Annotated in this window: 29 protein-coding genes; 14 read left to right on the top strand and 15 right to left on the bottom strand. The window is 57.8% G+C overall.

Going from position 1 to position 26308, the window contains the following annotated elements; all coding sequences use genetic code 11:
* Window positions 1-8 precede the first annotated feature (8 nt).
* From O2N63_RS00410 to O2N63_RS00400, 3 genes are all read right to left on the bottom strand, one after another.
* On the bottom strand, window positions 9-176 hold the full coding sequence (locus tag O2N63_RS00410) for a YdcH family protein (protein ID WP_271052039.1): 168 nt from the start codon (window positions 174-176) through the stop codon (window positions 9-11).
* A gap of 117 nt (window positions 177-293) precedes the next feature.
* Entirely contained in the window at window positions 294-1055 is a 762-nt protein-coding gene (locus tag O2N63_RS00405; protein ID WP_271052038.1) for a tRNA1(Val) (adenine(37)-N6)-methyltransferase, read from the bottom strand.
* Between the two features lie 4 nt (window positions 1056-1059).
* Window positions 1060-1275: a putative signal transducing protein gene (locus O2N63_RS00400; protein ID WP_271052037.1), complete on the bottom strand. Its 216-nt coding sequence runs from the start codon at window positions 1273-1275 to the stop codon at window positions 1060-1062.
* Between the two features lie 73 nt (window positions 1276-1348).
* On the opposite strand from O2N63_RS00400, the gene O2N63_RS00395 reads away from it, so the two are divergent.
* A complete protein-coding gene (locus tag O2N63_RS00395) occupies window positions 1349-2341 on the top strand; it encodes a polyprenyl synthetase family protein (RefSeq protein WP_271052035.1) in 993 nt (330 codons plus the stop codon).
* Window positions 2342-2452: 111 nt separating this feature from the next.
* Here the strand turns inward: O2N63_RS00395 and O2N63_RS00390 are convergent, their stop codons facing one another.
* From O2N63_RS00390 to O2N63_RS00375, 4 genes are all read right to left on the bottom strand, one after another.
* Entirely contained in the window at window positions 2453-3274 is an 822-nt protein-coding gene (locus O2N63_RS00390) for a 4-(cytidine 5'-diphospho)-2-C-methyl-D-erythritol kinase (RefSeq protein ID WP_408629777.1), read from the bottom strand.
* Between the two features lie 25 nt (window positions 3275-3299).
* Window positions 3300-4991 (bottom strand): tetratricopeptide repeat protein, encoded by a 1692-nt coding sequence (locus tag O2N63_RS00385; RefSeq protein WP_271052033.1) that lies wholly within the window; start codon window positions 4989-4991, stop codon window positions 3300-3302.
* Window positions 4992-5175: 184 nt separating this feature from the next.
* A complete protein-coding gene (locus tag O2N63_RS00380) occupies window positions 5176-6828 on the bottom strand; it encodes an electron transfer flavoprotein-ubiquinone oxidoreductase (protein WP_271052032.1) in 1653 nt (550 codons plus the stop codon).
* Window positions 6829-6967: 139 nt separating this feature from the next.
* The gene (locus O2N63_RS00375) at window positions 6968-7939 is read right to left on the bottom strand and encodes a phosphatase PAP2 family protein (protein WP_271052031.1); all 972 of its coding nucleotides are present in this window, start codon (window positions 7937-7939) and stop codon (window positions 6968-6970) included.
* A 124-nt stretch (window positions 7940-8063) separates the two neighbouring features.
* Here O2N63_RS00375 and greA point away from each other — a divergent pair, with 124 nt between their 5' ends.
* Together greA and O2N63_RS00365 are read left to right on the top strand one after the other, a co-directional pair.
* Window positions 8064-8534 carry a transcription elongation factor GreA gene (gene greA, locus O2N63_RS00370; RefSeq protein ID WP_271052030.1) on the top strand — a complete coding sequence of 157 codons (471 nt, stop codon included), beginning with the start codon at window positions 8064-8066 and terminating at the stop codon, window positions 8532-8534.
* 38 nt (window positions 8535-8572) lie between these two features.
* On the top strand, window positions 8573-9613 hold the full coding sequence (locus O2N63_RS00365; protein WP_271052029.1) for a hypothetical protein: 1041 nt from the start codon (window positions 8573-8575) through the stop codon (window positions 9611-9613).
* A gap of 280 nt (window positions 9614-9893) precedes the next feature.
* Here O2N63_RS00365 and O2N63_RS00360 read toward each other — a convergent pair whose 3' ends face one another.
* The 4 genes from O2N63_RS00360 to O2N63_RS00345 all read right to left on the bottom strand — a co-directional run bounded on the left by O2N63_RS00360 (window position 9894) and on the right by O2N63_RS00345 (window position 16248).
* A complete protein-coding gene (locus O2N63_RS00360; RefSeq protein ID WP_271052028.1) occupies window positions 9894-13244 on the bottom strand; it encodes an efflux RND transporter permease subunit in 3351 nt (1116 codons plus the stop codon).
* A gap of 3 nt (window positions 13245-13247) precedes the next feature.
* Window positions 13248-14699, bottom strand: coding sequence for an efflux RND transporter periplasmic adaptor subunit (locus tag O2N63_RS00355; protein ID WP_271052027.1), 1452 nt, complete (start codon window positions 14697-14699; stop codon window positions 13248-13250).
* A gap of 113 nt (window positions 14700-14812) precedes the next feature.
* Window positions 14813-15322: a molybdenum cofactor biosynthesis protein B gene (moaB, locus tag O2N63_RS00350; protein WP_408629769.1), complete on the bottom strand. Its 510-nt coding sequence runs from the start codon at window positions 15320-15322 to the stop codon at window positions 14813-14815.
* A 119-nt stretch (window positions 15323-15441) separates the two neighbouring features.
* Complete coding sequence (locus O2N63_RS00345) at window positions 15442-16248, bottom strand: uracil-DNA glycosylase (RefSeq protein ID WP_271052024.1); 807 nt, start codon at window positions 16246-16248, stop codon at window positions 15442-15444.
* Between the two features lie 422 nt (window positions 16249-16670).
* Between O2N63_RS00345 and O2N63_RS00340 the strand changes: the two genes are divergently transcribed.
* The 7 genes from O2N63_RS00340 to O2N63_RS00310 all read left to right on the top strand — a co-directional run bounded on the left by O2N63_RS00340 (window position 16671) and on the right by O2N63_RS00310 (window position 22250).
* Entirely contained in the window at window positions 16671-17636 is a 966-nt protein-coding gene (locus O2N63_RS00340; RefSeq protein ID WP_271052022.1) for an aspartate carbamoyltransferase catalytic subunit, read from the top strand.
* Entirely contained in the window at window positions 17629-18087 is a 459-nt protein-coding gene (locus O2N63_RS00335; RefSeq protein WP_271052020.1) for a hypothetical protein, read from the top strand. The genes O2N63_RS00340 and O2N63_RS00335 overlap by 8 nt, the downstream gene beginning before the upstream one ends.
* Window positions 18080-18532, top strand: coding sequence for a hypothetical protein (locus O2N63_RS00330; RefSeq protein ID WP_271052018.1), 453 nt, complete (start codon window positions 18080-18082; stop codon window positions 18530-18532). Before O2N63_RS00335 ends, O2N63_RS00330 begins: the two co-directional genes overlap by 8 nt.
* Window positions 18533-18706: 174 nt before the next feature.
* Window positions 18707-19447: a hypothetical protein gene (locus O2N63_RS00325; RefSeq protein ID WP_271052016.1), complete on the top strand. Its 741-nt coding sequence runs from the start codon at window positions 18707-18709 to the stop codon at window positions 19445-19447.
* Between the two features lie 337 nt (window positions 19448-19784).
* Complete coding sequence (pyrC, locus tag O2N63_RS00320; protein ID WP_271052014.1) at window positions 19785-21047, top strand: dihydroorotase; 1263 nt, start codon at window positions 19785-19787, stop codon at window positions 21045-21047.
* A 130-nt stretch (window positions 21048-21177) separates the two neighbouring features.
* Complete coding sequence (gene plsY, locus O2N63_RS00315; protein ID WP_271052012.1) at window positions 21178-21786, top strand: glycerol-3-phosphate 1-O-acyltransferase PlsY; 609 nt, start codon at window positions 21178-21180, stop codon at window positions 21784-21786.
* A 5-nt stretch (window positions 21787-21791) separates the two neighbouring features.
* Window positions 21792-22250 carry a DUF805 domain-containing protein gene (locus O2N63_RS00310; protein WP_271052011.1) on the top strand — a complete coding sequence of 153 codons (459 nt, stop codon included), beginning with the start codon at window positions 21792-21794 and terminating at the stop codon, window positions 22248-22250.
* Here O2N63_RS00310 and O2N63_RS00305 read toward each other — a convergent pair.
* Window positions 22247-22501: a DUF167 domain-containing protein gene (locus O2N63_RS00305; RefSeq protein WP_271052010.1), complete on the bottom strand. Its 255-nt coding sequence runs from the start codon at window positions 22499-22501 to the stop codon at window positions 22247-22249. The two genes, O2N63_RS00310 and O2N63_RS00305, sit on opposite strands and share 4 nt — an antisense overlap.
* 177 nt (window positions 22502-22678) lie before the next feature.
* Between O2N63_RS00305 and O2N63_RS00300 the strand changes: the two genes are divergently transcribed.
* The 3 genes from O2N63_RS00300 to O2N63_RS00290 all read left to right on the top strand — a co-directional run bounded on the left by O2N63_RS00300 (window position 22679) and on the right by O2N63_RS00290 (window position 24173).
* Complete coding sequence (locus O2N63_RS00300; protein WP_271052008.1) at window positions 22679-23257, top strand: nitroreductase family protein; 579 nt, start codon at window positions 22679-22681, stop codon at window positions 23255-23257.
* A gap of 12 nt (window positions 23258-23269) precedes the next feature.
* Window positions 23270-23956 carry an EI24 domain-containing protein gene (locus O2N63_RS00295; RefSeq protein ID WP_271052005.1) on the top strand — a complete coding sequence of 229 codons (687 nt, stop codon included), beginning with the start codon at window positions 23270-23272 and terminating at the stop codon, window positions 23954-23956.
* Window positions 23957-24029: 73 nt separating this feature from the next.
* Window positions 24030-24173 carry a hypothetical protein gene (locus O2N63_RS00290; RefSeq protein WP_271052003.1) on the top strand — a complete coding sequence of 48 codons (144 nt, stop codon included), beginning with the start codon at window positions 24030-24032 and terminating at the stop codon, window positions 24171-24173.
* A 7-nt stretch (window positions 24174-24180) separates the two neighbouring features.
* On the opposite strand, the gene O2N63_RS00285 is transcribed toward O2N63_RS00290, so the two are convergent.
* Window positions 24181-24879, bottom strand: coding sequence for an SDR family oxidoreductase (locus O2N63_RS00285; protein WP_271052001.1), 699 nt, complete (start codon window positions 24877-24879; stop codon window positions 24181-24183).
* 132 nt (window positions 24880-25011) lie between these two features.
* Here O2N63_RS00285 and O2N63_RS00280 point away from each other — a divergent pair, with 132 nt between their 5' ends.
* Entirely contained in the window at window positions 25012-25521 is a 510-nt protein-coding gene (locus O2N63_RS00280) for a GFA family protein (protein ID WP_333780714.1), read from the top strand.
* 10 nt (window positions 25522-25531) lie between these two features.
* On the opposite strand, the gene O2N63_RS00275 is transcribed toward O2N63_RS00280, so the two are convergent.
* The gene (locus tag O2N63_RS00275) at window positions 25532-25807 is read right to left on the bottom strand and encodes a DUF1467 family protein (RefSeq protein WP_271051999.1); all 276 of its coding nucleotides are present in this window, start codon (window positions 25805-25807) and stop codon (window positions 25532-25534) included.
* Window positions 25807-26211 carry a methylmalonyl-CoA epimerase gene (mce, locus tag O2N63_RS00270; protein ID WP_173484935.1) on the bottom strand — a complete coding sequence of 135 codons (405 nt, stop codon included), beginning with the start codon at window positions 26209-26211 and terminating at the stop codon, window positions 25807-25809. The genes O2N63_RS00275 and mce overlap by 1 nt, the downstream gene beginning before the upstream one ends.
* Between the last annotated feature and the right edge of the window lie 97 nt (window positions 26212-26308).

The raw sequence follows: 26308 nt of genomic DNA, 5'->3' as shown, positions 1-26308 counted from the left end.
CAGAAGATTTAGGCGTTTTCCAGCCGAGCAATTTCTTCCTTGATCTTAAGCTTCTGCTTCTTCAGTTCGGTGATTTCGCTGTCGCTGCTTCCAGGTGATCTTTGTGCGGCTTCGACTTTACCCTCCAGGGCCTGGTGTTTGCGACGCAATTCTTCCACATGCGAACTGACGCTCATGGCGATCCTCCTTTGAAACGTGATTACCTGCTCAGTGCAGCACAAAATTACGCGGGTGTCACCAATTCGTTGCAATTCTTGGCATAATTATACTCTCTGCGAAATATTATTAACCAGTTACCCAATCGGGAAGGGGTGACCATCACGCAGAATAGCCGAAACCTCGGGGGTGTAATGCTCTACATCCCCTACATGTTGTGGTCCATCATGCAAAATCAGAGGAGCGGCCAAACGAAAGGCTGCGCGGCCACCTTTGCGGGCCCGAACGATGATCAGAGCAGATTCTCGCCCAATCCGCGGGCAGAGCGGTTGGACCAATATCGACCCAAGCCGACCATCGATACCGGCCATGATCTCGGGCAGCCGTTCCGCCTTTTGAATCATGGTGACATAACCACGCGGTTTGAGTCGACGCGTGGCCTGATCGAGCCAAGTCGCCAGCGGCACATCTTCGCCCAAAGCCCCTTCGCGCATCGCATCAGGTGAGGCTGTACCGCGGTCGCGCAGATAGTATGGGGGGTTCATGATAACGTGGTCAAAGCTCATGTCCCGTACGTCGCCGGGCATCCGGGCAAGATCCCCTTCGTGAACGTCGAACGCAATGCCATTGTTTTTGGCGTTCATCTGGGCAAGTTCCACATATTCTGGCTGGCGTTCAACACCAACGAGATGCAGGCCGTCGACGCGCGTGCCCAGACACAAGGCGGCAGCACCTGCACCACAGCCCAGATCGAGAACTGTATCACCGGGATTGGCGGCAATCGAGGCGGCCAGAAATACGGGATCCACACCTGCGCGATAGCCATTGACCGGTTGGGTCAACACCAGTTGCCCCCCCAGAAACTTGTCCTCGCTGAAACCCGTCTGCTTTGCGTTCAATCCACTAGCTTTCCGTTGCAATATCAAGATCCCGCAGAATTGCCCGTGCCCTGAACAGATCCTGATCGCGGACCATGATGCGGCGAGGTAAGATTCCTATCGATCCTTCTAGCGCACTCATATGGACGTCCATCACAAATAAGGCTATATCCTCGCCCTCAAGAAGGGCTGTTACGTATGGTATGAGTGTGGGGTCTGTGGTGCGAAGAAGCTCTTTCATGGACAAAGACTTAAGGGCAAGCCGATAGTTTTCCAATGGGTTTGTCAAACGATGTGACGGGATCGTGAGCAAGATGAAAGACGCAAGTTACAAGCCGCATGAACGCCTCGGGGCGCACCTGACGGCTGAATTGGACGCGGTGAACACGCTGATTCGTGAGCGGATGGCGTCAAAACACGCCCCACGTATCCCTGAAGTCACCGCGCATTTGGTTGAAGCTGGTGGAAAACGCCTGCGTCCGATGCTCACCCTCGCCGCGGCGCGTCTGTGCGGCTATGACGGCCCCTATCACATTCATCTGGCCGCCACGGTTGAGTTCATCCACACGGCAACGCTTTTGCATGATGACGTGGTGGACGAAAGCGCGCAGCGACGTGGACGCCCTACGGCCAATCTTCTGTGGGACAACAAATCGAGCGTTCTGGTCGGCGACTACCTCTTCTCGCGCTCGTTCCAGCTGATGACTGAAACCGGATCGATCGACGTTCTGCGCATCCTGTCCAATGCCTCCGCGACCATCGCCGAAGGTGAAGTGTTGCAGTTGACGGCGGCGCAGGATCTGAAAACAGATGAAGACATCTATCTGCAGGTGGTACGCGGCAAAACCGCAGCGCTCTTCTCCGCAGCGACCGAGGTCGGCGGAGTGATCGCCGGTGCAGATCCGGCCCATGTGCAGGCGCTTTTTGATTATGGTGACGCGCTGGGGATCTCGTTCCAGATCGTCGATGACCTGCTGGATTACTGGGGCGGGGATGCCACCGGTAAAAACATTGGCGACGACTTCCGCGAACGCAAATTGACCCTGCCGCTGATCAAAGCGGTGGCCAAGGGAGACGATGAAGAACGCGCCTTCTGGACCCGCACCATTGAGCGCGGTCGTCAGGAAGAGGGTGATCTTGAACACGCGCTTGCACTTCTGAACAAACACAATGCACTCGAAGAGACACGGCAAGAGGCGTTGGCCTGGTCGGAAAAAGCCAAAACCGCCATGGAAACGCTGCCCCAGGATCCGATCCGCGACATGCTGATTGATATCGCGGATTACGTGGTGGCACGGGTCAACTGACCGCCACCACTGAATATCTGCAAGCAATGACAGAAGGGCGGCCAGATTGGCGCGCCCTTTTTTCTTGCTTGAAATACCTCGGGGGTCTGGGGGCAGAGCCCCAGCACAACATCACGACAATTGACAGGCTTCGACCCACCAATTTGGTTGCTCATCCCGTAACACCGCCGCTGCCCTTTCAGCCTGCTCACGCGTTTCAAACAAAGCGAAACAGGTCGCACCCGATCCCGACATGCGAACAAGGCGGACATCGGGAAGCGCGTTCAGCGCCTCAAGAGTATCCGCGATTTGCGGCGTGCCCTTGATCGCCGGTGCCTCAAGGTCATTGCGCTGGGTTGCGAGCCAGTTGATAAACGCCGCGGTGGTTTTCCAGCGTGGCAGTTTCTTGGGCATCGGGGGGTTGTTCTTACACTCGAGCGCTTTGAACACCGACGGGGTCGACACCTCAACACCAGTGTTGGCCAGGACTGCAAAAAGCGGTGGCATAGCTTCGATGGGGCTCACGTCCTCGCCGATCCCGCGCATCCGCGAGGCCTGCCTCATGAGGCAAACCCGAACATCCGCCCCAAGTGTGGTCACATCAGGCAGCCGCGCGTCTCCGGTCAATTCTGCAAGCGCCAGAACAGTTGCCGCCGCGTCCGAACTGCCCCCTCCGATCCCCGCCATTGCCGGAAGATGTTTGGAGAGCGTGATGTGTACCGGCACCCCAAAAAGATCGGCGGCCTTGCAGACGAGGTTTGACCCATCTGTGGGCACACCCGCAGCTTTTGGTCCAATTACCTCCAGGCGATTGGCGTCATTCGGGCGCACCGTAATCCGGTCACCGACGTCGGCAAAGACGACAAGGCTGTCCAGCAAGTGATAGCCATCTTTCCGCTGCCCGGTAACATGCAGGGTCAGGTTCACCTTGGCGGGTGCAAATATCTTGGTGATCTGCATCTCATTCAGATCCACGAATTCAGTTGCCGGCCTGCAATGGGGCAGCCCCTTCTTCTTCGAGTACCTGATCCAGCCCCACCTCCAGCTTGCGGCGAATGCGGTCTGGGTTCAGCTCTTCCAGATCCGTATCGTCGGTCACGAAGCTCAGCGAGCGTTTCCATTGGAACTCTGCCTCACGCTTGCGCCCCACGGCCCAATAGGTGTCGCCCAGATGGTCATTCAGGATTGGATCGATTGGCAGGAGTTCCACAGCCCGTTCCATCTGTTTGACCGCTTCATCATAGCGGCCCAGACGGTAATAGACCCAGCCGAGGCTGTCGGTGATATATCCGCTATCTGGCCGTTCCGCCACCGCGCGCTCAATCATGCCAAGGGCCTCGTCCAGCTTTTCGCGCCGTTCGACAAGGCTATACCCGAGGTAGTTCAGGACATTTGGCTGATTGGGGCTGAGATCCAGTGACTTGCGGAAATCGGCCTCTGCAGCAGGCCAGTCATCCAGCTTTGACAGGACAATCGCGCGTTGGAAATAAACCCGCCATTGCGTGCTGACCTCGCCCTGAAATAGGGAAATTGCGTGATCAAAGGCAACACGGGCTTCTTCGTGCCGGTCCTGGCGAGACAGGAATTCACCCAGCAGGGTCGGGATGCGCGCACGCTCCGGGAACTGGCCAGACAGGGCGCGCAACTCGCCAATGGCTTCATCCGCGCGATCATTGTTGTTCAGCGCCAATGCGCGCCCAAGGGCGGCTTGTAAAAAGATCGGACTGTCTTGTGGAATGCGGGCATAGGCTGCCACTGCCAGATCATATTGCCCCAGCTCTTCATGTAGTTGCGCTGTCAGCAACGTGGCAGCATGCAGGGTCGGGGCCAGATGTTCTGCAATCCGGGCATAGATCAGCACGGTGGAATGTGAGGCGTCCAGCGACAGGTTGTCAGCGATCATGTAGAACAGCTCTGCGGCACCATCTCGCGCCCCGCTGATCGCGGTATAGGGCAGGGGGGTCGCCGACTTGAGAGTATCAACCATCGCTGTGAGTTCATCATCCAGCACACCACCGGTGGCTTCTTCAATCAGGGCAATCGCTTCGTCATATTTCTCAAGCTGGCTCAGGATCTGGGCATAAGCCACCACCCCGCGCCGGTTCAGTTGGAACTCGGCCAGCTGATCGCGCAACAAGGCATCTGCCGTCTCGAAATCCCCGACAAGTGCGGTAGCGAGCGCTTTTTGGAAAAGTGCGAATCCGGCGGTGTCTTCGTCCTTGGCCAACTCATCGTAGATGGATAGCGCCTGAGACATCCGCCCGCGGCCCAGTTCAGCCCAGGCGCGCAGCATGTTGGTCATCAGGCTGCCAACCGATACGCCGGCATCAAGCATCTCCAAGGCGCTGTCCCAGTCTTCACGCCCCAGCGCATCACCTAAAAGCACCAAGCGGGCGACACGGTTATCGGCATTCAAGGCTTCCAGCCGTCTGGCGTATGGGGTGGCGTCCGGCAGCGGGTTCAATACCAGTTGGGCGATTGTGACGCCCTCAAGGATTCCCTCATTTTCCGGGTTCTGCGCAATGGCACGGGTGCCGTAGTCCAATGTCGCGTTGAAATCGCCCTGAAAGTCGGCCATCCGCGTGGCAAGATAGGGGCCAAGCCCGGTCTCCTGGGCCTCGGCCTGCGCTGTGGGAACAGCGGTCAGGAGGGTCGAGAGGGTCAGCGCCACAGCAAGGGGCGCGCGCAGGGAAAATTGCGGGAGGAGGGGGCTGGAAAGGCGCCGGAAAAATCGCAAGGGCTTCTCTCTCTTTCTATGGCTCGAAGCAGTTGGCTCGACCCTACCTGCACCCATATCCAAAGACAATGAGGGGCCGCATATGCAGCCCCTCACATCTCGGTCAGATTTTGCCGATTTACATATTCGGGTAATTTGGCCCGTCACCACCCTGCGGAACCGTCCAGGTGATGTTCTGGCTGGGATCCTTGATGTCACAGGTTTTGCAGTGCACGCAGTTCTGGAAGTTCACAACAAAGCGCGGCTCTGCGCCCTCTTCCTCGATCACTTCGTAAACACCAGCCGGGCAATAGCGCTGGGCGGGTTCTGCGTATTTCGGCAGGTTCACGTTGATCGGGATCTCGGCGTCAGCCAGACGCAGGTGGCAGGGCTGGCTTTCCTCGTGGTTTGTTGCCGCGAAGCTGACGTTGGTCAGGCGGTCGAAGGACAGCGTGCCATCGGGTTTCGGATAATCGATTTCCTTGTGCTTCGATGCATCTTCGGTGGCTTCCGCATCGGTCTTGCCGTGCTTCACCGTACCAAAGAGTGAGAAGCCAAAGAGCGAGTTGGTCCACATGTCCAGACCACCCAGCATCAGCGATGCGGTCAGGCCCCACTTGGACCAGATCGGTTTCACGTTGCGGACCTTCTTGAGGTCCTTGGCGATCTCGCCTGTGCGCAGTTCGGTCTCATAGTCCGACAGCTCGTCGCCCGAACGCTCGGCGGCGATGGCTTTCACGGCGGCCTCAGCGGCGGCAATGCCCGACAGCATGGCGTTGTGGTTGCCCTTGATGCGCGGCACGTTCACGAGACCCACCGAGCAACCCAGCAGCGCGCCACCCGGGAAGACCGATTTCGGCATCGATTGATAACCGCCTTCGGAAATCGCGCGTGCGCCATAGGCGATGCGCTTGCCGCCCTTCAGCACCTTCGCGATCTCGGGGTGATGCTTGAAGCGCTGGAATTCCATGTAGGGATAGAGATGCGGGTTCTTGTAGTTCAGGTGCACCACGAAGCCCACATAGACTTGATTGTTGTCCAGGTGATAGAGGAACGACCCGCCACCGGCGTTTGAACCAAGCGGCCAACCCATTGTGTGGGTCACGGTGCCTTCGGAGTGATTTTCCGGGTCAATTTCCCAGATCTCTTTCATGCCGACGCCGAATTTCTGCACGTCGCGACCGGCCTGAAGGTCGTATTTGCCGATGATCTCTTTGGCCAGCGAACCGCGTACACCTTCACCGATGAACACGTATTTGCCGTGCAGTTCCATACCTGGCTCGGTGTTCGGCCCGTAAGAGCCGTCTTCTTCCAAGCCAAACACACCGGCAACCACACCTTTGACTTCGCCATTCTCGCCGTAGACGAGTTCCGAAGCTGCCATTCCGGGGAAGATTTCCACGCCCAGCTCTTCGGCTTGCTCGGCCATCCATCGGCAGACATTCGCCATCGAGACGATATAGTTGCCGTGGTTGTTCATCAGCTTCGGCATCGGCCAGTTGGGCAGACGAACCGAGCCTGCAGGCCCAAGCATCAGGAAGTTGTCTTCCTTCACCGGAACTGTGATCGGCGCGCCTTTTTCCTTCCAATCGGGGATCAGTTTGTCAATGCCACACGGGTCCAGAACGGCACCCGACAGGATATGCGCGCCCACTTCCGAGCCTTTTTCCAGAACAACAACCTCAAGGTCAGCGTTCAGCTGTTTCAAACGGATGGCGGCTGATAGACCAGCGGGGCCAGCGCCCACGATGACCACATCGTATTCCATGCTTTCGCGTTCAATCTCGCTCATAATCTTTTCCCCGGAGTGACCGTTTCGGCAAGATCGTTAGCCCGCCGTATGGGCAGGGTCAATCGCTACACGGCGTCATTCCAGATGTTTGCGACTTATCTGACGGTTTTTTCCTATTGTTTGCGCTGCCAGTTGCGGATCAGGTGACGGCAGCGGGAGATATTGCATCCTCGCGTTCTTTTCGGCGCAACCAAATCCAGACAACAACCACGGCAAGAATCGAAAAATAGCCATCAATGGCGTAGTGCCACCCCTGATAAACGGACAGGAATTGGTATAGTGCGACGATCAAGATCGAGATCGGCAAAAATCCGCGGTGCCTGTCGTAGAGATAGAGCCCGAACATGGTGGCCGCACCAATATGCACGGATGGGAAGGCAGAAATGCCTGCACCCGCCCTTTGCACATCGTTGATGTAGTAGGACCAGAGGTTCTCGGTCAGGGCGTAGAGGTAATTGGGCATGAGACCTACGTCGTGCAGAGCGGCTCTCATCCCCTCAAAGTCACTGCCACCGACCAGGCGATCATAGTAAACCGGACCCGCAGACATAAACGCCACCGCCAGCACATTGCCAAGCCCAATCCAGGTAAACAGATAGAGAATTGTAAACCTGCGGATGCGCTGCGTGTCATTGTCGAAAAGCACCATCAGAACCGGTAGGAAAATCGCGGGAACGGACCATATTGGATAGTAGATCGGGGCCACCCAATCAGGGTTTATCCACCCCGACACTGCATGTGTGAACACCCATGGATCACGGCCCAAATGCAAAACACGGTCCAGATCTGCAAACAGCGGATCCGCCCAAAACGGGACCAGAAATGGCATCGTCGCCTTCATGATCGTGAACATCGAGATGAAAACCGCACACAGCCCCACCGTTATGATCGCTTTTGACAGGCGGTTCACGATATCCGCGCGGTTGTAGAGGGCGGTTGCAACCAACAACAAAGGGACACCCCACCAGCCGTTTGAGAGGGTCTCAAGCACGATCCAAGGCACAAATTCCACCATCTCAGCGAAGAGATGCAGCGGATTATCCCGGAATATCATTGTCACCAATCCGCTGATAACAATGTATGCAAGAATGGTCAGGGCGAATAATCGCATTGCAAACTGCTCAGATTTGTTTTTCTTTTATGGTCAACCTAGCGCCTGACCGGCGCATTGCCTATAAAATTTCGATAACGAAGCCTTGGTGCAGCTCCAGGGCCGAACAGGACAGTTACGCTTCATGGACAAGATACCGCTGACCCGCGCGGGACACACCGCGCTGAGTGAGGAATTGAAACAACTCAAGAGCGTCGAACGCCCGGCGATCATCGAGGCCATTGCCTCGGCGCGCGAGCTTGGCGACCTTAAGGAAAACGCCGAATACCACTCGGCGCGCGAAAAACAGGGCTTTATCGAAGGCCGGATCAAAGAGCTCGAAGGCATTCTGTCGCTGGCGGAAGTGATCGACCCGGCCAATATGTCCGGCACGGTGAAATTCTCTGCGACTGTCACATTGGTTGACGAAGATACCGATGAGGAAAAAACCTATCAGATCGTGGGTGAGCCGGAATCGGACCTGGAACGTGGTAAACTCAATATCAAATCCCCTCTTGCCCGCGCCCTGATCGGCAAGGAAGAGGGGGACAGCGTAGAGGTCCGAACCCCGGGTGGGGAACGTGGCTATGAGATCCTAAAGATCGAGTATATCTGAGATCTTAGTTAAAATGGTTGATTGCCGGGGGTGAGGGCATGGATGCGGATCAAAAGCCAGAGCTGACAAGGCCGGGCGCGCAGGCAACGCCCTCTCTGCCCACGGCAGATCAACCGTCGATCAGCCGGAGCGAGATCATCGGCCTGTCGATTTCGGCGGTTTGGCTGTTCGCCTGTGCGGTGTTCTTTCTTGTCCTTGGCGGGGGGTCGTCAGAAGGGGCTGACCCGCTGCGTTTTATCATGACACTTCTGGCGATCTTCATGCCCGTGGCGTTGATCTGGGTGGCGGTGGCTGCCATGCGCTCTGCCCGGATCATGCGTGAAGAGAGCCATCGCCTTCAGGCAGCTATCGACGGGATGCGCCATACCTACCTGCAACATCAGGCGGCAGGGGTAAAGCAACCCTCGGAGGTGGAAAGGAAGCTCGAAGAAATCGCGGCGGTCAGCAAAAAGACCGAAACAGCGCTGGCGACATTTACCTCGATCCGCCCGGGGGGCATTAAAACCGACCCTGCTGCGACACCAGCGATGAACCCGGAAGATGGGCAGCTGGTGCCTGAGGATCAGGCCAGCCTTGCATTGGGCACGCCATTGGAAGACTTTTCGCCGCCGCTGTCGATCGAAGATTTCATCAGCGCCTTGCACTTCCCGGAAACTGAAAATGACGCCGAGGGTTTCCGCGCCCTGCGCCGTGCCCTGTCTGACCGACAAGTCTCTGGGCTGGTTCATGCCGCTCAGGATGTACTGACACTTCTGTCGCAAGATGGAATCTATATGGATGATCTGCGCCCGGACCGCGCCAAACCCGAGGTCTGGCGAAAATTTGCCGCAGGCGAACGCGGCCGATCCGTGGCCGCCTTGGGCGGCGTGCGGGATCGCTCATCGCTGGCACTGACCGCCGGACGGATGCGGCAAGATCCGATCTTTCGAGACGCTGTTCACCATTTCCTGCGCAAATTCGACCAGACATTTGCTGGGTTCGAAGGAAACGCATCGGATGCTGATATCGCTGCCCTGTCCGATACGCGTACCGCCCGCGCGTTTATGTTGCTTGGCCGTGTGACGGGCACATTCGACTAACATCTTCTTTCCTCTTGCATGAAATATCCCGGGGTGAGCGAGCTTGCCTCGCGAGGGGCAGCGCCCCTTTCCGAGGCGTAGCCGAGGCCTGGCCCAAGCCAGTCGACCGTGAGGGAGAAAAGGCGCGGGAGCCGATTAGAATACACCAATCGAGACAATGGGGCGCCTTCTCTTACGTTCAGGCGCGCTATTGGCGGCTCACTTTGTGAGCCTGAGGGGCGTTGCCCCTCGCGAGGCAAGCTCGCTCACCCAAAGGTATTTGAAGCAAGAAAAAGGCGGATCAACTTCCGCTTGGATGCCAGATCAGGAAAGATGCCAGATAGGCAATCAGGGTGATGCCCAGTGCAGAGGCGACAAATCCGCCCACGGCCAGTGGGGTGAGGCCAAAGAGCGCGATCATTGCCCCTGCTGAAACTGCCATCAGCACGACCACTGACGCAACCAAACCCATCACCTTGCGCACAGCCTTGTGGTGGCGGGCACGCCACAGACGGCCAAGGGAACTGACCATTCGACCAATATCCGCTTGCATGGCCACAAGTGCGGGCACCACCAGCAAGACCAGCAGCATGCCAAATCCTAGCCCGTAGGTCAGGGTGATGACCGTGGGTTTCAGGAACTGCGCCTGACGCGAGGATTCGTAAAGCAGCGGTGCAAGGCCCAGCACGGTTGTTGCTGTCGTCAGCATGACAGCGCGCAGCCGGTCTGCTGCTCCGTCGATGATCGCGGGGATCAGGCCGCGTTCTCGGGCGTATTGGTCGATGGTTGTGACCAGAACGATACTGTCATTGATGATGATCCCGGTCATACCGATCAGGCCCACCACCGAGAACATCGACAGGGGTACGCCCCAGTGGACGTGGCCAATGATCGCACCAACAAGCCCAAATGGAATGATCGCCATCACCACAATTGGCCTTGTCCAGCTTGAGAAGATCCATGCGAGCGTCAGGTAGATCCCCAACAGCGCCAGGATCAATCCGATCCGCGCATCTGCCAGAAACTCGTTTTGTTGCTCGCTAAGCCCTCCCAACTGCCAGGTCACGGTGAAGTCTTCGGCGATCTGCGGCAGGATTTCGGTTTCCAGCGTGCGGGTGATTTCCTCGGCCCGTGCCGGGTCGCTTTCGTCAAGATCCCCGGTCACGTTGATCAGGCGAATTCCGTTTTCACGCTCGACACTGGAAAACCCCGTGCGCGAACGGACCGACACCAGATCGGATAGGGCCACGTAATTACCCGCCTGTGTGCGCATCTGCGTATTGTCGAGGAAGTCAGCGGTTAGCTCGTCGTCTGGCAATTCGACCCGAATGGCCGCTGTGCGGGTGCCATCGGGGAAGGTGGCAGCCTCCAGCCCGTTGAGGCGCGCGCGCAACACGCGGCCCAGACCGTCGATGGTAAAGCCCAACGCCTGACCTTGTGGGGTCAGATCCAGAATGAGCTCATCCTTGTCATAGGCCATACTGTCTTCAAGAGCGGAGACTTCGGGATATTGCGCCAGTGCTTCGGTGAGCGCCTCAGCTGCCGCTTTCAACGTGTCACTGTCTGCACCGAACAATTCAACGTCTAGGCTATCCCCCCCCGGTCCATAGCGCGCGCGGCGGAAGCTGAGGGTTTCCAGCATCGGGTGGCGGGTCACATTGTCCTGAAGGGCAGCCACGAAATCCCCGGTGGTAAAGGGGCGCAGATCGGCGTCGATCAACTCCATGATCACCGCACCAAGCAGTTCCGTGTCCTTGCTTTCGACGCCCGACAGGCCACGGCCGGAATTGCCACCGGTTTGCGCAAGGGCGACCGTGATTGGCTCCACGCCATATTCGGTTTCAAAAGCCGTGGCGGTGCGGTCGATTGCATCTTGAACAAGTCCCATCATCTCTTGCGTGTCATCACGGGTTGCGCCCGACAGCATCGCAAAGTTGGCCGTGATAGTGCTTTGTTCCGGCGCGTTGAAAAAGCGGAAGGTCAGATCGCCGCGAATAAAGATCGAGACCTGAGTGACAAGCAGCAGGATGGTGGCGGCCATCACCGGATAACGCGCCTTCACTACCCCTTTCATCAGCGGACGGAAGGCATGATCACGCACCCAGCGGAACCCTTTGTTCACCTGCCGCGACGGCCAATCATACCAGTGTTCTTTTGCAGTATGCGTCAGCGCATGGGCCATGTGATGTGGCAGGATCAGGAAGCATTCGATCAGCGAGGCGATCAGCACCACAATCACGGTGAAGGGAATGTCTTCGATCAGATCCCCCATACGGCCACCGATTGAGGTCAGACCGAAAAAGGCGATCACGGTGGTCATGGTGGCGGAGAAGACCGGGGGAAACATCCGGCGTGCGGCGTTCTCGGACGCCTCAATCGGGCCTTCACCCAGACGACGTGCGCGGAAATCGGCGTGCTCTCCCACCACAATCGCGTCATCCACCACAATGCCCAGCGTGATGATCAGCGCAAAGAGCGAGATCATGTTGATCGTCAGCCCCGCCATATACATCAGGAAAAGCGCGGTGAGCATGGCCACCGGGATCCCCGCTGCCACCCATAGGGCGGTGCGGGCATTGAGAAACAGAAACAGCAGGATCAGGACCAAGCCCAGCCCCATCGCACCGTTTTCCATCAGCATGTTGATCCGCGCGGTGATCAGCTCGGACCGCGTGCGCATTAAGGTGATCTCGACTCCTTCCGGAAGCGAGAGCAGCATCTCTTCGCGTATTTTCTCGACCTCTTCCTGAAGCGCAATCGCGTCCCCTGCCGCCGAGCGGGACACGTTCAGCGCCACGGCGGGCTGATCCCCTACAAAATAGGATCGATCTCGGTCCACGCCTTTGGTCAGAACCCGCCCCACATCCCCAACCGTTAGGGATGATCCGTCAGGGTTTGACCGCAGCACAATCGCTTCGATCTGATCTGCCGAGCGTTTGGCCACACCGGTACGCACGCGGGCCGCACCAGATGCCACGTCCCCCGCCGGGTCTGTTGAGACCTCTTCGCTGATCGCGGAGGCGATCTGTGACATGCTTACGTCATGTTCGATCAGTGAGAGAGAAGGCACTTCGATCAGGATCTCCGGAGCGACCACACCGCGGATCGTGGTGCGGGTTACACCTCGATCAAACAGCCGCACGATCATTTCGTCGGCAAAACGTCCCAACTGGTCGATGCCAACAGGCCCGGTGATCACCACATCCGTCACGCTGTCCCGCCACGCGCCGCGCCTTACCTGCGGGGCGTCGGCATCTTCTGGCAGGGTGGTGGTTTCATCCACGGCGACCTGAACGTCATCCGCCGCCTGCGAGACATCCCAGCCGGGTTCAAACTCCATGTCGATCCGGGCGCGGCCTTCGGTGGCACGCGATTCCACGCTTTCCACGCCGTCTACGGCCAGCAAAGCTGGTTCCAGAACCTGAATGATCCCGGCGTCCACATCTTCTGCACCAGCCCCACTCCAGGCCACTGATACCGTGACACTTTCCACCACTACATCGGGGAAAAACTGCGCCCGCATACGTGGATAGGACAGAACGCCCAGAGCAATCAGGATCACCAGCAGAAGGTTGGCCAATGTCGCATGTCGGGTGAAATAGGACAGGATCCCGTCAGCGGATCCGATGGCAGATTTGAGGGGGGACTTCATCGATCAGCTCCCCATCCGCGATTGCAGGCGGGCGAGTGTTTCTGCTGGCATCTTGCCCGTTTCAACCTGTTTCAGGATCCGCGCCTTCGCGTCATCCGGCATTCTTGTGCTCTGTTCGACAAAAGCACGAATGGCGGATTGCTGGTCCGCGCTCAACTCCACCTCTTCCGGCTCTTCTGGGCTGCCACCCGGTCGCACGGGTTTGATACGGATGCCTGCCCCCAAGGCCGGGTTGCGCTCTGCCACAACCTCACGCCCTGATAGTCCTTTGGCGCGCACAAGAACGCTGTCTCCCTGACGCCGCATGAGAGTGACCGGAGCCTCCTCAAGACGATCCCCGTCCCCCAGCACCAGAACAGTTCCATTTGCTCCGAGGGCTGAGGCGGGCAGCAGGGCAACGCGCTCAAGCGCAGGTTCGGCCACTTCCACGGTTACGAAATCGCCGGGGCGCAGACCTGTTGATGTGTCGAGCGTAGCAAAGATCAACCGGCCCGTCTGACCTTCGCCCACATCCGCGGCTTCTCGGGTGATGGTGCCCTGTGCTGTCAGTGCAACGATGCCACTGTCCAGCCGCACGGTAACGGAAGCGGCGGGAAGGTTTCCGGCCACATCCAAAAGCCGGGCATACTGCGCGGTGGATAGGCGGAAACTCACTTCAAGGTCGGTCGGATCGATGATCTGCGCAAGTTTTTCATTATTGGTCACAACGCCGCCGCGCAGGGCGGTCACCTCAGCCAAGGTGCCGGAAATCTCAGCATGGATTTCGGTTTCTTCCAGACGGCGCTGGGCTTCGTCCAGCTGGATATTGCGGCGCGTGAGTGTGGCATCAGCGGTCGACACACGGGCCTCGGCGCTGATCACGGCCTGGCGCTTGGACAAAACGGCCTGCTGGGCGCTGGCGGCTGCAAGGGCGGCGGTTTCCACGGCAGCTTCGGTACCAACCCGGCGCGAGACCAGATCTTTCTGGCGTGTCAAAGCCGCTTCGCGCAGTTCTGCCTGACGTTTGGAATTTGCCAGATCATCCTGTGCCAGATCCAATGCAGCACGAGCGTCGCGCAGTTCAGCCTCGGCCTGTGTCAGGTCGGTTTCTGCAAGCTCAAGCGCCCGCAGGAAATCAGTGGGGTCGATGCGCAGAAGAAGCTGGCCTTCGGTGACCCGTGCCCCGGTTTCAAACGCCTCGGTCATTTCCACCACGGTGCCGCCTGCCAAGGTGCGCACATCCAGTGAGCGGCGCGCGGCAAGTTCGCCGTGCACAGAAAGGATCGGCACCTGACGACCTTCGAGATAGGGGATCACATTGGCGGTGAATAGCCGTTCACGCCCCTGCGGGCGCGCATTTTCGCGTTCTGCCCGCTCTTTGAAAGCAGAAGACAGCTGCAGGCCCGCAAGCGCCAGAAGGCCAAGTGTGGCGGCAAGCAGGAAAAGCCCGGACAGGCTGCGGCCAAGAAAGCGCATATGCGTCACTCCAATTGGGTACCTTCCCATCTTGCCCGGCTTTTGCCCGGTGGCAAGGTGTGGATGGTCACATGTGTTGGAGGTGATACGCCTAAATGGGCGATTTCCGTCGTTTATTTCTTGCGCTGCTTGTGTTCTTCAAGGCGAGGAAAGATCTCGACGAAATTGCAGGGATGATGGCGATAGTCGAGCTGCGCCTCCAAGATCTCGTCCCATGCATCCTTACAGGCCCCGGTGCTGCCGGGCAGGGCAAAGAGATAGGTGCCATTGGCCACGCCACCCGTGGCGCGCGATTGCACCGCAGAAGTGCCGATTTTCTGCACTGAAATCATGGTGAAGACGGTGCCGAAGGCCTCAATCTCTTTTTCATACACGTCCCGATGCGCCTCAACCGTCACGTCGCGCCCGGTGAGCCCGGTGCCTCCGGTCGAAATGATCACGTCGATCTCGGGATCGAGCGACCATGCGCGCAGCTGGTCGGCAATCTCACCGCGTTCATCGCGGATGATTTTGCGATCGGCCAATTGGTGTCCGGCGCCTTCCAACCGCTTCACCAGCGTGTCGCCGGAACGGTCTTCATCCATGCTCCGCGTGTCTGAGACCGTCAGGATCGCAATGCGCACCGGAATGAACGCGCGGGTGTTGTTGGCGGGGATGTGAGACATGGTCGGGCCTTTCAATGCATGTGGCGCAGTTCTGCCCTGAACATATCGGGAAATCCCTGATGTGGATCAAGGGGTGATCAGAGCGAACGCAGCTTGGCCTGCAGCTCCAGCAAATCAGCCCAGGCCTCGCGTTTTGCGGCCGGATTACGGAGCAGATAGGCGGGGTGGAACATCGGCAGGATCGGTTTGTGCCACGCTTCTTCCCAACGGCCGCGCATCCGGGTGATGCCGCGTTTGCCAAGAACGGCCTGGCACGGCGTGTTGCCCATCAGCACGATCACATCAGGGGCCACCAGCTGCACATGGCGCTGCACAAACGGCACCATCATCGCCATTTCCTGTGGGGTGGGTTCGCGGTTCTGCGGCGGGCGCCACGGCATCACATTGGTGATGTAGATCGCATCTTTCGACAGCGGTGCCTCGCGTCCCATGTTGATCGCGGCAAACATCCGGTCAAGCAATTGCCCGGCGCGTCCCACAAAAGGCTTGCCTTGAATATCCTCGTCTCGACCGGGGGCCTCGCCAATGATCATCACGCGTGCCGCGGGATTGCCATCGGCCAGCACCGTATTGCGTGCGCCTTTTTTCAGGTCACAGCCCTCGAATGCCTCAAGCGCTGCCTTGAGCCCATCCAGATCCTGCGCCCGTGCCGCCTGTTCCTTGGCAATCGCCACGTAATCCACTTCTGGTTCGGTGACTTTCCCCGGCTGGATGGCCTGCGGTTTTGGGTGTGCGGGGGCGGCGGTTTTGGGCTTTCGCGCTTCCAGTTCATACCGGTTGATCGGCGCGTCACAAATGGCGTCTGTCACGCCCAGCTCGACCTGCCAGTCAAGATGTGCGCGGGCGATGTGCCAGTCGAGATCAGAGAGCGCGGGTGATTCCATGAGATGCAGGGTAGGCGGTGGGAAAGGCAGGGGCAACGGGTGTTGCGACTTGGAGTGCCAAAGTGCCCGGTTGCTCTGGGGCTTTCTCTGATCAAAATTCCCGGTGGGATCGGGAAGGCTGTGAGAGCATTCCGTGCGGGCAACAGGCTGGAAGCAACGATTTTGGTTGAAAGGTGGTAAACATGGACGCGTGTTTTCCAGGAGAACGGCTTGACCAGCGCGGGCGGGTCTGGCTCCTCTTTTCTAGTTTTCTAGTTTTCTAGTTTTCTAGTTTTCTAGTTTTCTAGTTTTCTAGTTTTCTAGAATTAATCGCTTCCGGTGCCGCAAAGCCCTCACCCCATGGGCAATGCAGGATAGACGTCGCGCTCGCCCGCCCATATAACCGGCCCAGACACGCAGGAAGACACGGACCGGAGGCCCCCATGACATTTCGCCAGCGCCATCTTCTGGGCATCGAGCATCTGCACCCCGAGGAAATCAAAGCCATCCTCGATCTTGCGGATGAATATGTAGAGCTTAATCGCCGGCAGGTGAAACATTCTGATGCGCTCAAGGGGCTCACGCAGATCAACATGTTTTTTGAAAACTCCACACGCACGCAGGCGTCGTTTGAGATTGCTGGCAAGCGGTTGGGCGCGGATGTTATGAACATGGCGATGCAGGCCAGTTCGATCAAAAAAGGCGAAACCCTGATCGATACCGCGCTGACGCTGAATGCCATGCATCCTGACCTGCTGGTTGTGCGTCACCCGCATTCCGGCGCGGTGGACCTCTTGGCGCAGAAGGTGAACTGCGCGGTCTTGAATGCGGGCGACGGCAAGCACGAACATCCGACGCAGGCGCTTTTGGATGCGCTGACGATCCGGCGCGAAAAAGGCCGCCTACACCGTCTGACCATCGCGATTTGCGGTGACATCGCCCATTCGCGCGTGGCGCGTTCGAACCTGATCCTGCTGGGGAAAATGGAAAACCGTGTGCGCCTTGTCGGACCACCTACCCTGATGCCCAGCCAGATCGACCAGTTCGGGGTTGAGGTGTCTCATGACATGAATGAGGGTCTGAAAGACGCCGACGTCGTGATGATGCTGCGGCTTCAGAAAGAGCGTATGGATGGCGGGTTTATCCCATCCGAGAGGGAATATTACCACCGCTATGGGCTGGACGCCGAAAAGCTTGCTAATGCCAAGGATGACGCGATTGTCATGCACCCCGGTCCGATGAACCGGGGGGTGGAGATTGACGGGACCATTGCCGACGACATCAACCGATCCGTCATTCAGGAACAGGTCGAAATGGGCGTGGCCGTGCGCATGGCCGCGATGGACCTCTTGGCCCGCAACCACCGGATCATCGCCCAGGAACAGGCCGAGAAAGAAACCTATGCCTAAGCGAGCCGCAAAAGACTGGCTGTCGCTGGATGAGGGCGAAGAGGTGATCCTTCGAGGCGAAGCCCGGCGCGAAACCGCGCTCAGAATTGCCGTTTACACGACACTTGGCACCACCGCGGTCTACGGCGTGCTCGGCAGTTTCGTCGGGCTGTTCAGCTGGTCCTTGGTGCCCGTCTTTGCGCTGATATTTTACCTCGCTTTTGCTGCTTTCATGCTGGGGCTTCGTCATCAGGGGGATTGGGCTTTGACCGACCGCGCGCTTCATTTGCGCAAAGGGATGCGATTTGGGCGCGACAGTGTTGCGGCAGTCAAGCCCATGCCGCACGCGGTCGTGGTTACGATCCGGCGGGGCAATGCAATTGCCACTCAACGGCTGGATACAGATGCCCCCAGCGATCTGACCGAAGAACTGAAAAAAACGCTTGAGAGCGAAGGCGCGGAGCATGGCTGAAATGAAACTGGAACCAAGACTTGAGGATCAAACCACCCCCGATCTTGATCTGGGCGAAGAGGTGATCGCGCGCTTTCAGGGCAACCGCACCACCTATGTCAAAGAACATGTCATGCTTGCGGCACTTGGGTCGGTGCTGATGGTGGTTGTGCTGATGGCGATGGGAAATGCCCATGCGTGGACCGGGGTGGTTGGAGCTGTGGCCGCGATCACCATTCGCGGAGTCTACCTGATCAAAGAGCAGACCGGGTTCATCTGGACCCTCACCAACCGCCGCCTGATTGGCCCGACCGGGTCAGGGATCCTTATGGACAATATCACCGCCGTGAACACAATCTTCACCGCCGCCCAAGTGGTGACTATCGCCGGTGACAAGCACATGCTGAAATACCAGGCGGATGCGAAAGAGACGAAGGCGCAGATTGATCGGGCGCGTGGGGCTTGATCGGACACCGCTGCGAACGCGGTTGTTCCAATAGAACAGCGGCAACGGCTGCCTTGCGGACGAAACTGCCGTTCACAATATTGCCGCAAATGTCTGCTTCTACTCTGATGACTTTGGAACAGCCGGAAACCGGCGTGATCTTGGCAACCAACGGCGTGTTGATCTGAGGGTTTGATGAAAACTTTTGTGCTGATTGCGTTATTGCTCGTCCCGGCGACGGTGCTGGCTCACGAAGATCGCGAAAACCATTTGGACAACGGCGTGATTCACGTTCAGACACGTGAGTTCTTGTTGGGAGAGCTTCACCAATGGCCAAAAGCGAACGTGGATTTCTCCACTCACTTCGGGGTCCGCTCGTCAATTTGGCTGCGGGAATTTTTGGATAATGACCCGGTTTTGAAGTATCAGGACTTCGTCATACGTCGCACCAGAGATCAGAGTTTTACCGGAGCTCGGTATCTAGCCTTACAAATGGCATTGACGCCCATTCCTTCTCGAGACTGTAGTCATTGCTTCTTCGACTTAGTGAATGACCCATTCCTACAGGTCGAAGGCTACGACACCTATTGGAATGGCTTTTATACGTTGAAGTTTCTACCGAAAAACGCAGAGATTGAGCACGGCTTTCGATGCGAACTCCAACCGCAACGTATTCAACCTGGTGAGTTGGACAGTTGTAGCGTAGTGGTCGTCTATCCCTACGACACGAACATCGTCTTGAATGGATTCCGTATCCTCCCCGGTTTGGTCACGGAATACGGGCAAAACTTTGCGGACATAGCTCAGCGAATGCTTGAGATTGCCACCTGCATAGACATCACCGGCAAACTGATACCTGAGGGTCCTGCTGAGTTTCCGCAATTACTGCAAAACCATCCGAATCTTAAGCGGTGTGAGATTGAATTAACGGGATAGAAGAAAGTGTTTTCCTACCTTGCAAAAAGACGTTCGATAATAGGAGATATCTGGTTTGTTTGGGCTCATTGCGGTCAGAGGATTCAATCTGAAATCTCGGCATCAATCGGCATCAATCGGCATCTAATCGGCATCTATAGGTTTCCCAAACTCTGTCAGAATCCTTAGTCAGAGGTAAAAAATCGCCGGCAGTTTCCCCTCATCTTTGGTTCGAAAATATCCCTGTCAGAAGTATCTTTCCCTCAGAGATCCACCGCCCATAAACTCTCTGTAGAAACGCCCGCCAAAACACATTAGGACATTTGCAACCAAACCCCATGCCAAAGGGACTGCTTCGATGACCACCACTTTCACCAATGCCCGCCTGATCAACCCGGAAACCGGCGAGGATGCGCTGGGCTCATTGACGGTCGAAGATGGAGTGATCAAGTCGATCAACAAGAAACCGAAAGGCGAGGTGATCGATTGCGGTGGAAAATGTCTTGCCCCCGGCCTCATCGATATGGGTGTGAAAATCGGCGAACCGGGCGAGCGCCACAAGGAAAGCTTTCGCACCGCGGGCGCAGCCGCAGCAGCCGGTGGCGTGACCACGATGGTCATTCGCCCCGATACCACCCCTGCCGTGGACACGCCGGAAACGCTCGCTTTTGCCACCCGCCGGGCGGCGGAAGTGGCTCCGGTGAATGTGGTCGCTCTTGCCGCTCTCACCAAAGAACGCGCCGGGCGCGAGATGGTTGAGATGGGTTTCATGCTTGATGCCGGTGCTGTTGCCTTTACCGACTGTGATCATGTCGTGACCGACCCCAAGGTCTATTCCCGCGCGATGACCTATGCCAAGTCGCTGGGCGCGTTGATCATTGGCCACCCGCAAGAGCCGACCCTTTCGAAGGGGGCCGCCGTGACCTCGGGCAAATTTGCAAGCCTGCGCGGCCTGCCTGCCGTGTCGCCGATGGCGGAACGGATGGGATTGGAGCGGGATTTGGCCCTCGTGGAAATGACCGGCGTGCGTTACCACGCCGACAGCCTGTCGACAGCAAAGACCCTGCCAGCGCTGAACCGCGCCAAAGAGGCAGGTCTGAACGTAACCGCCGGTGTAAACATTCACCATCTCTGCCTGAACGAGCTGGACGTGGGCGACTATCGAACCTTCTTCAAGCTGAAGCCCCCGCTGCGCGCGGAAGAGGACCGGCTGGCAATGATCGAAGCGGTGGCCTCGGGGTTGATCGACGTGGTGTCGAGCTTCCACACTCCGCAGGATGAGGAAAGCAAACGCCTGCCATTTGAAGAAGCCGCTTCAGGGGCCGTGGGTCTTGAAACCCTGCTGCCAGCGGCGATGCGTGTGGTGCATTCGGGGCTGATTGACCTTCCGACCATCTGGCGGGCCATGTCGCTCAATCCTGCCAAGCTGTTGGGCCTGCCCGGGGGGCGTCTGGACGAAGGGGCGCCGGCCGATCTTGTGCTTTTTGATCCGGATGCGCCGTTTGTGCTCGATCGGTCAAAGTTAAGGTCCAAGTCGAAAAATACTCCCTTTGACGGGGCCCGCATGGAAGGCCGTGTGATTGGCACCTGGGTGGCGGGTGAGAGTGTCTTTGACGGGTGAAGGGGCGCCGCCCCTCGCGGCTCTGCCGCTCACCCCGAGGTATTTTAGGCAAGAAAAAGGGCGTCAGGCTTTGGGTTGTAAGACGCGCTTGCCTTGTGCCACTGATAAGATCTGAAACAAAGGAACCACCATGCCTGACATCACTTCGGCGCCGGTCGCCCTGATCCTTGTGGCCGTATTGGGCTATTTGCTGGGCTCGATCCCGTTTGGCATCGTGATTGCACGGCTGTTTGGATTGGGGGATTTGCGCCAGATCGGGTCGGGCAATATCGGCGCCACCAATGTGTTGCGCACCGGAAATAAGCTGGCGGCATTTCTGACGCTGATTGGCGATGCGGGCAAAGGGGGGGCGGCGGTTCTGATTGCGCGTTTCCTGATTGGAGAAGATGCGGCGCAAGTGGCCGGGTTCTTTGCCTTTCTTGGGCACTGTTTTCCTGTATTTCTGCGGTTCAAAGGCGGTAAGGGCGTGGCGACCTGGCTGGGCACGATGCTGGCGCTGTCGTTCCCATTGGGGCTGGCGGCCTGCGGTGCGTGGCTGGTCACAGCGGTAATCTTTCGTATTTCAAGCCTGTCGGCACTGGTGGCCGCTGCACTGTCACCAATGGTGGCACTTCTTCTGGGCAAGGGCAGCCTTACGTTTCTCGCGGCAGCACTGGCTGTCTTGATTTTCTACCGTCACAAGGCGAACATCACACGTATTCTGAAGGGTGAAGAGCCGAAGATTGGCAAAAAGGAGTAGATGACGTGAATTTTCAAACCGCGATCAAAACCTGTTTCTCCAAATACGTAACTTTCCAAGGTCGGGCCGCGCGGTCAGAGTTCTGGTGGTTTGCGCTTTTTGTTTGGGGCGGACAGATCATTCTGTCGATGGTGGACAGCGTTGTGTTTGGCACCGTGACCACGATGGAAGGCGGGTTTGAGGCCCAGACGAACATGCCGATCCTGTCCGGTCTCTTTGCCCTTGCGACCTTCCTTCCGGCCATTTCGGTTGCTGTGCGTCGGTTGCACGACAAAGACCGCACCGGCTGGTGGTATTGGATCGTGCTGGTGCCGGTCCTTGGCTTCCTGTTGCTTCTGTTCTGGTTCGTGACCGAAGGCACGCGCGGTGCAAACCGCTATGGTCCGGACCCGCTTGGTGGGGATGAAGGCGGTGATGCGGGGTATGACTACGCACCGTCTTCAATTCCCCGCGTGGACAATTAATCCACCAGAAAGATCTTGTCGCGTGACGTCGCCCCTTGGGTGAGTGTCAGGCGTGATTTCGAAATGCCCAGGGCGGTCGAGAGGAGTTTCTCGACCGCTTTGTTGGCTTTGCCATTCTCGGGCACCGCGGTCACGCTGATTTTCAAGCCACCTTCGACCTCTTCCACCGCATTGCGCGCCGCTTTTGGAGTGACGCGCACGGCCAATGAAGTGCCGGGGATCGCGAGGTGAGTGAGGGCGCCTTTCTTCATATGGCCTTGGTGGCGGAAATTGCCGGACCGGGCAAGGGCGCGCGGAATTTGGGGCAAGATTTCTGGATGTAAATTTGGTTTACATCTTGACGAATGCGGTACAAGGCCCGACATGTTCCCGGTGCCTGCCGTTCTGCGGCCCAGCCGGCAATTCTGCAGACGAAAGAGAAATATGTCATGCCTGATCGCAACCAAGCTGCCCTTGATTTCCTGCTGACCCGCCGTTCGCGGCCTGCCAAGACGTTGACAGGACCGGGTCCAGACCGGGCTGATTTGTTGCCGATCCTGACTGCGGCTGGACGCACGCCGGATCATGGCAAGTTGGAGCCCTGGCGCTTTATCGTGCTGGAAAAGCCCGCGCTGGAGCGATTGGGCGCGCTGGTCAGCGAACGTGGCGCGGCGCTGGGTATCGACGAGATGAAGGTGGCCAAGGAGCGCCACGCCTATGACAACTCGCCCCTTGCGGTGGTTGTGGTGGAAAGCCCCGTTGCATCTGAGAAGGTGCCAGCGATTGAACAGACCTATTCGGCGGGGGCGGCTTGTTTGCAGCTGTTGAATGCCGCGTTGGCGAGCGGCTGGGGGGCAAACTGGCTGACCGGTTGGGCTGCGCTGGATCGCGATTTCATCCGGGATGGGCTGGGTCTTGAAGACCACGAATGCATCGCGGGCATCGTGCATATCGGCACCGAAACCATCGCCCCGCCAGAGCGCCCACGCCCGGACATTGATGCGATCACCACTTGGGTGGAGAAATAAGGTAAGCGACAGATGTTTGACGATTTTTTCCGCTCGGTCGGGCAATTGACCGATCCGCGATTTCGCAATGTTCTGCTCAAGGGATTGGGCCTGACCGTGGGCCTTCTGGTGGCAATCAGCTGGGGTATGGTCACATTGGTCGGGTTCCTGATGCCCGACGTTTTGAGTCTGCCTTTTGTGGGAGAGGTGTCGTTTGTGGGCGGTGTCGCCATGTGGTTGGCGCTCCTTCTGATGATTGTGCTCTCGGCAGTGCTGATGGTGCCGGTTGCGGGTGCGTTTACGGGCCTGTTTCTGGACGAAGTGGCAGACGCGGTTGAAGCAAAGCACTACCCCCATCTCGCCCCCAATGCTGAACAGCCCATCACCACAGCGATCCGTGAAAGCCTTGGGTTTTTCGGCGTCATCGTTGGCGTGAACCTGATCGCGTTGATCCTGTTTTTCTTTGTCGGCCCGCTTGCGCCAATCCTGTTTTACGCGGTGAACGGCTATCTGCTGGGGCGGGAGTATTTCACCATGGCAGCGATGCGCCGGATAGAGCGCGATGCCGCTCATGCCTTACGCAAACGCCATAATGGCCAGATCTGGATTGCGGGCACGCTGATGGCGGTGCCGCTGTCGATCCCACTGGTCAACCTGCTGATCCCGATCCTTGGCGCGGCGACGTTTACCCATATGTTCCACCGATTGGTGGGGCGCTAAGCGCCTCACATTAGGGATATTCCCCCGCATGTGGTAGAATATCCAAGCCCGTTTTAGGGCAGGGGGTGACAACATGCTGGAATATGCACTTGCGTTGGCAATGACCGGGGGTGGTGAACTGCCCGGTTGGTGGACCGCATTCATCGCCAATCCGATCATGATGGTGTTGGTATTTGGCGGCGCGCTTGGCATTTTGATGATGGTTGTGCTGCGCTGACACGCCACTATAGATAGGGGCTGCGTTGCGGCATCAGTTTCAATTCAGTAACGCAAGCTGTGTTTGGCAGGGTGATTGATGATGCGATCACCTCGGCAATGTCCTCCATCTGGATCATCTTCGCTGGATCTTTCCCCTCTGGATTGATGCCCGCTGTATTGACAAAACCCGGATGGACAAGCGTCACCCGCACCCCATCTTCCCGCACATCTTCAAACAGAGCCTTGGCAAATCCGGCCTGCGCATGGCGGAGTGCACAATGGATGGCGTGGTTTTTCCAGCCGAGCCAGGATGTTGGCCCACAAATGTAAACAAATGTGCCTTCGGTGTTGCGGATGGCCGGAAGGATATGGGCTGTCAGTCGAATGGTGGCCCTCAGCACCTGATCTATCGACTGGTCCCAGTCGTCAAACCGATCCGTCGAAACCGGACCATAGGTGAACTTTGCAGCGCAATGAACAAGGGCATCAAGCCGGTCTCGCGATGTAGCCCAATCTGCCAGTTCGGCAACCGCCTCCATGTTGCCCATCTCAGCCTCGAAGGTTTCTCCGGTTCCGCCGGCATACCGGACCAGTTCCAGTGTCTTTTCAAGGGCCGTGGACCGGCGGCCATGGGCCAGAATGTGCCAACCTTCGGATGCAAGCCTTATGGCGGTCCCTTGACCAATACCACTCGACGCACCGGTGATAAGAGCTGTCTTGACCATGATCCTCCCTCCTGCTGCCGAGAGTATAACATGAGAGTGACGGATGAAGTGAGTCTCACAGGTCGGATCAACGCTTGTATTTCGCAAATTGGCGCAAATTGGGTATGATCCGCAGAGGAAGGGGAGGTATTCATGATGTCGGATGAATTTCAGCCGTGTGACGGGGGATGCACATGCGGGCATGTGCGCTACCGGGTTACGTCTCGTCCATTGATCGTACATGGATGCCACTGCCGATGGTGTCAGAGGCAATCCGGCGGGGCCTTTGCGGTCAATGCCCTGGTTGAAACTGACCGGGTGAAGTTGCTGTCCGGTGATGTTGAAGAGATGATGCTTCCGTCGCCGTCAGGAAAAGGCCAACGCATGGCGCGATGCCCGAAATGCAGGGTGACGGTGTGGAGCAATTATTACTTCGGGGGGCTGCGGGATTACATCCGCTTTGTGCGGGTGGGGTCTTTGGACAACCCTGATCTAATGCCGCCGGACGTGCATATTTTCACATCTACCAAACAGCCTTGGGTGATCTTGCCGCCGGATCATATGGCGGTTGAGACCTATTACGATACCAAAACCACCTGGCGCCCGGAAAGCTTAAAAAGACTCAATGATATCATGGTTTTAGCGTCCGATGGAAAAGAGTAACCTACGGTGGTTACTCTTCCGGTCCCATCCGATTGAACCAGTCGAAATCGCGCACTTCGATCACACCGGAGACGATGATCCCTGCCACGATTGCCCAGACGATGGTGCCCCAGATCGTGACGATGATCAGAGTCCGCCCGAGATTGAAATTGGCAGGGGCACCAGCATGGGTGCCCGGCACAATCTCACCCTCATCCCCCTGCGTGCGCAGACGGATGGGCAGGACCACAAACATGGTCACGAACCAGATCACGACGTAAAGGACAATGGCCGCGGTGATGCTCATCAGACTTGTTCCAACTCGACCAGGGTGCCGTTGAAGTCTTTCGGATGCAGGAACAGGACCGGCTTGCCATGGGCGCCGATCTTCGGCTCTCCGGTGCCCAGCACACGCGCACCAGCCTCTTTCAGCTTGTCACGCGCGGCAAGAATGTCATCAACCTCGTAACAGATGTGGTGGATGCCACCGGCGGGGTTTTTCTCAAGAAACCCGGCGATAGGAGAGTTCTCACCCAGAGGGTAAAGCAGTTCGATCTTGGTGTTCGGCAATTCGATAAACACCACGGTCACGCCGTGATCCGGTTCGTCTTGCGGCGGGTTCACCTTGGCCCCAAGAGTGTCACGATACTGCGCCGATGCGGCCTCCAGATCCGGCACGGCAATGGCGACGTGATTCAGGCGTCCAATCATCTCTCTCTCCCTTACATCAAGTGTTGAGGGTTTATGCCGTGTTGGGCGCAATGGGGCAAGGAATGTTATGCCGCAGGGCAGCATATGCGGTGCGTTT

The sequence above is a fragment of the Aliiroseovarius salicola genome, assembly GCF_027891095.1.
Classification (GTDB): domain Bacteria; phylum Pseudomonadota; class Alphaproteobacteria; order Rhodobacterales; family Rhodobacteraceae; genus Aliiroseovarius; species Aliiroseovarius salicola.
This window is presented reverse-complemented; position numbering and strand designations above follow the sequence as displayed.

Bases quoted from the DNA above. Each gene is read 5' to 3' on its own strand.
- O2N63_RS00410 (WP_271052039.1), bottom strand. From the start codon at position 176: ATGAGCGTCAGTTCGCATGTGGAAGAATTGCGTCGCAAACACCAGGCC.
- O2N63_RS00400 (WP_271052037.1), bottom strand. From the start codon at position 1,275: ATGAAAGAGCTTCTTCGCACCACAGACCCCACACTCATACCATACGTA.
- O2N63_RS00395 (WP_271052035.1), top strand. From the start codon at position 1,349: ATGAAAGACGCAAGTTACAAGCCGCATGAACGCCTCGGGGCGCACCTG.
- O2N63_RS00380 (WP_271052032.1), bottom strand. From the start codon at position 6,828: ATGAGCGAGATTGAACGCGAAAGCATGGAATACGATGTGGTCATCGTG.
- O2N63_RS00375 (WP_271052031.1), bottom strand. From the start codon at position 7,939: ATGCGATTATTCGCCCTGACCATTCTTGCATACATTGTTATCAGCGGA.
- greA (WP_271052030.1), top strand. From the start codon at position 8,064: ATGGACAAGATACCGCTGACCCGCGCGGGACACACCGCGCTGAGTGAG.
- O2N63_RS00365 (WP_271052029.1), top strand. From the start codon at position 8,573: ATGGATGCGGATCAAAAGCCAGAGCTGACAAGGCCGGGCGCGCAGGCA.
- O2N63_RS00360 (WP_271052028.1), bottom strand. From the start codon at position 13,244: ATGAAGTCCCCCCTCAAATCTGCCATCGGATCCGCTGACGGGATCCTG.
- O2N63_RS00355 (WP_271052027.1), bottom strand. From the start codon at position 14,699: ATGCGCTTTCTTGGCCGCAGCCTGTCCGGGCTTTTCCTGCTTGCCGCC.
- O2N63_RS00345 (WP_271052024.1), bottom strand. From the start codon at position 16,248: ATGGAATCACCCGCGCTCTCTGATCTCGACTGGCACATCGCCCGCGCA.
- O2N63_RS00340 (WP_271052022.1), top strand. From the start codon at position 16,671: ATGACATTTCGCCAGCGCCATCTTCTGGGCATCGAGCATCTGCACCCC.
- O2N63_RS00335 (WP_271052020.1), top strand. From the start codon at position 17,629: ATGCCTAAGCGAGCCGCAAAAGACTGGCTGTCGCTGGATGAGGGCGAA.
- O2N63_RS00330 (WP_271052018.1), top strand. From the start codon at position 18,080: ATGGCTGAAATGAAACTGGAACCAAGACTTGAGGATCAAACCACCCCC.
- O2N63_RS00325 (WP_271052016.1), top strand. From the start codon at position 18,707: ATGAAAACTTTTGTGCTGATTGCGTTATTGCTCGTCCCGGCGACGGTG.
- pyrC (WP_271052014.1), top strand. From the start codon at position 19,785: ATGACCACCACTTTCACCAATGCCCGCCTGATCAACCCGGAAACCGGC.
- plsY (WP_271052012.1), top strand. From the start codon at position 21,178: ATGCCTGACATCACTTCGGCGCCGGTCGCCCTGATCCTTGTGGCCGTA.
- O2N63_RS00305 (WP_271052010.1), bottom strand. From the start codon at position 22,501: ATGAAGAAAGGCGCCCTCACTCACCTCGCGATCCCCGGCACTTCATTG.
- O2N63_RS00300 (WP_271052008.1), top strand. From the start codon at position 22,679: ATGCCTGATCGCAACCAAGCTGCCCTTGATTTCCTGCTGACCCGCCGT.
- O2N63_RS00295 (WP_271052005.1), top strand. From the start codon at position 23,270: ATGTTTGACGATTTTTTCCGCTCGGTCGGGCAATTGACCGATCCGCGA.
- O2N63_RS00290 (WP_271052003.1), top strand. From the start codon at position 24,030: ATGCTGGAATATGCACTTGCGTTGGCAATGACCGGGGGTGGTGAACTG.
- O2N63_RS00285 (WP_271052001.1), bottom strand. From the start codon at position 24,879: ATGGTCAAGACAGCTCTTATCACCGGTGCGTCGAGTGGTATTGGTCAA.
- O2N63_RS00280 (WP_333780714.1), top strand. From the start codon at position 25,012: ATGATGTCGGATGAATTTCAGCCGTGTGACGGGGGATGCACATGCGGG.
- O2N63_RS00275 (WP_271051999.1), bottom strand. From the start codon at position 25,807: ATGAGCATCACCGCGGCCATTGTCCTTTACGTCGTGATCTGGTTCGTG.
- mce (WP_173484935.1), bottom strand. From the start codon at position 26,211: ATGATTGGACGCCTGAATCACGTCGCCATTGCCGTGCCGGATCTGGAG.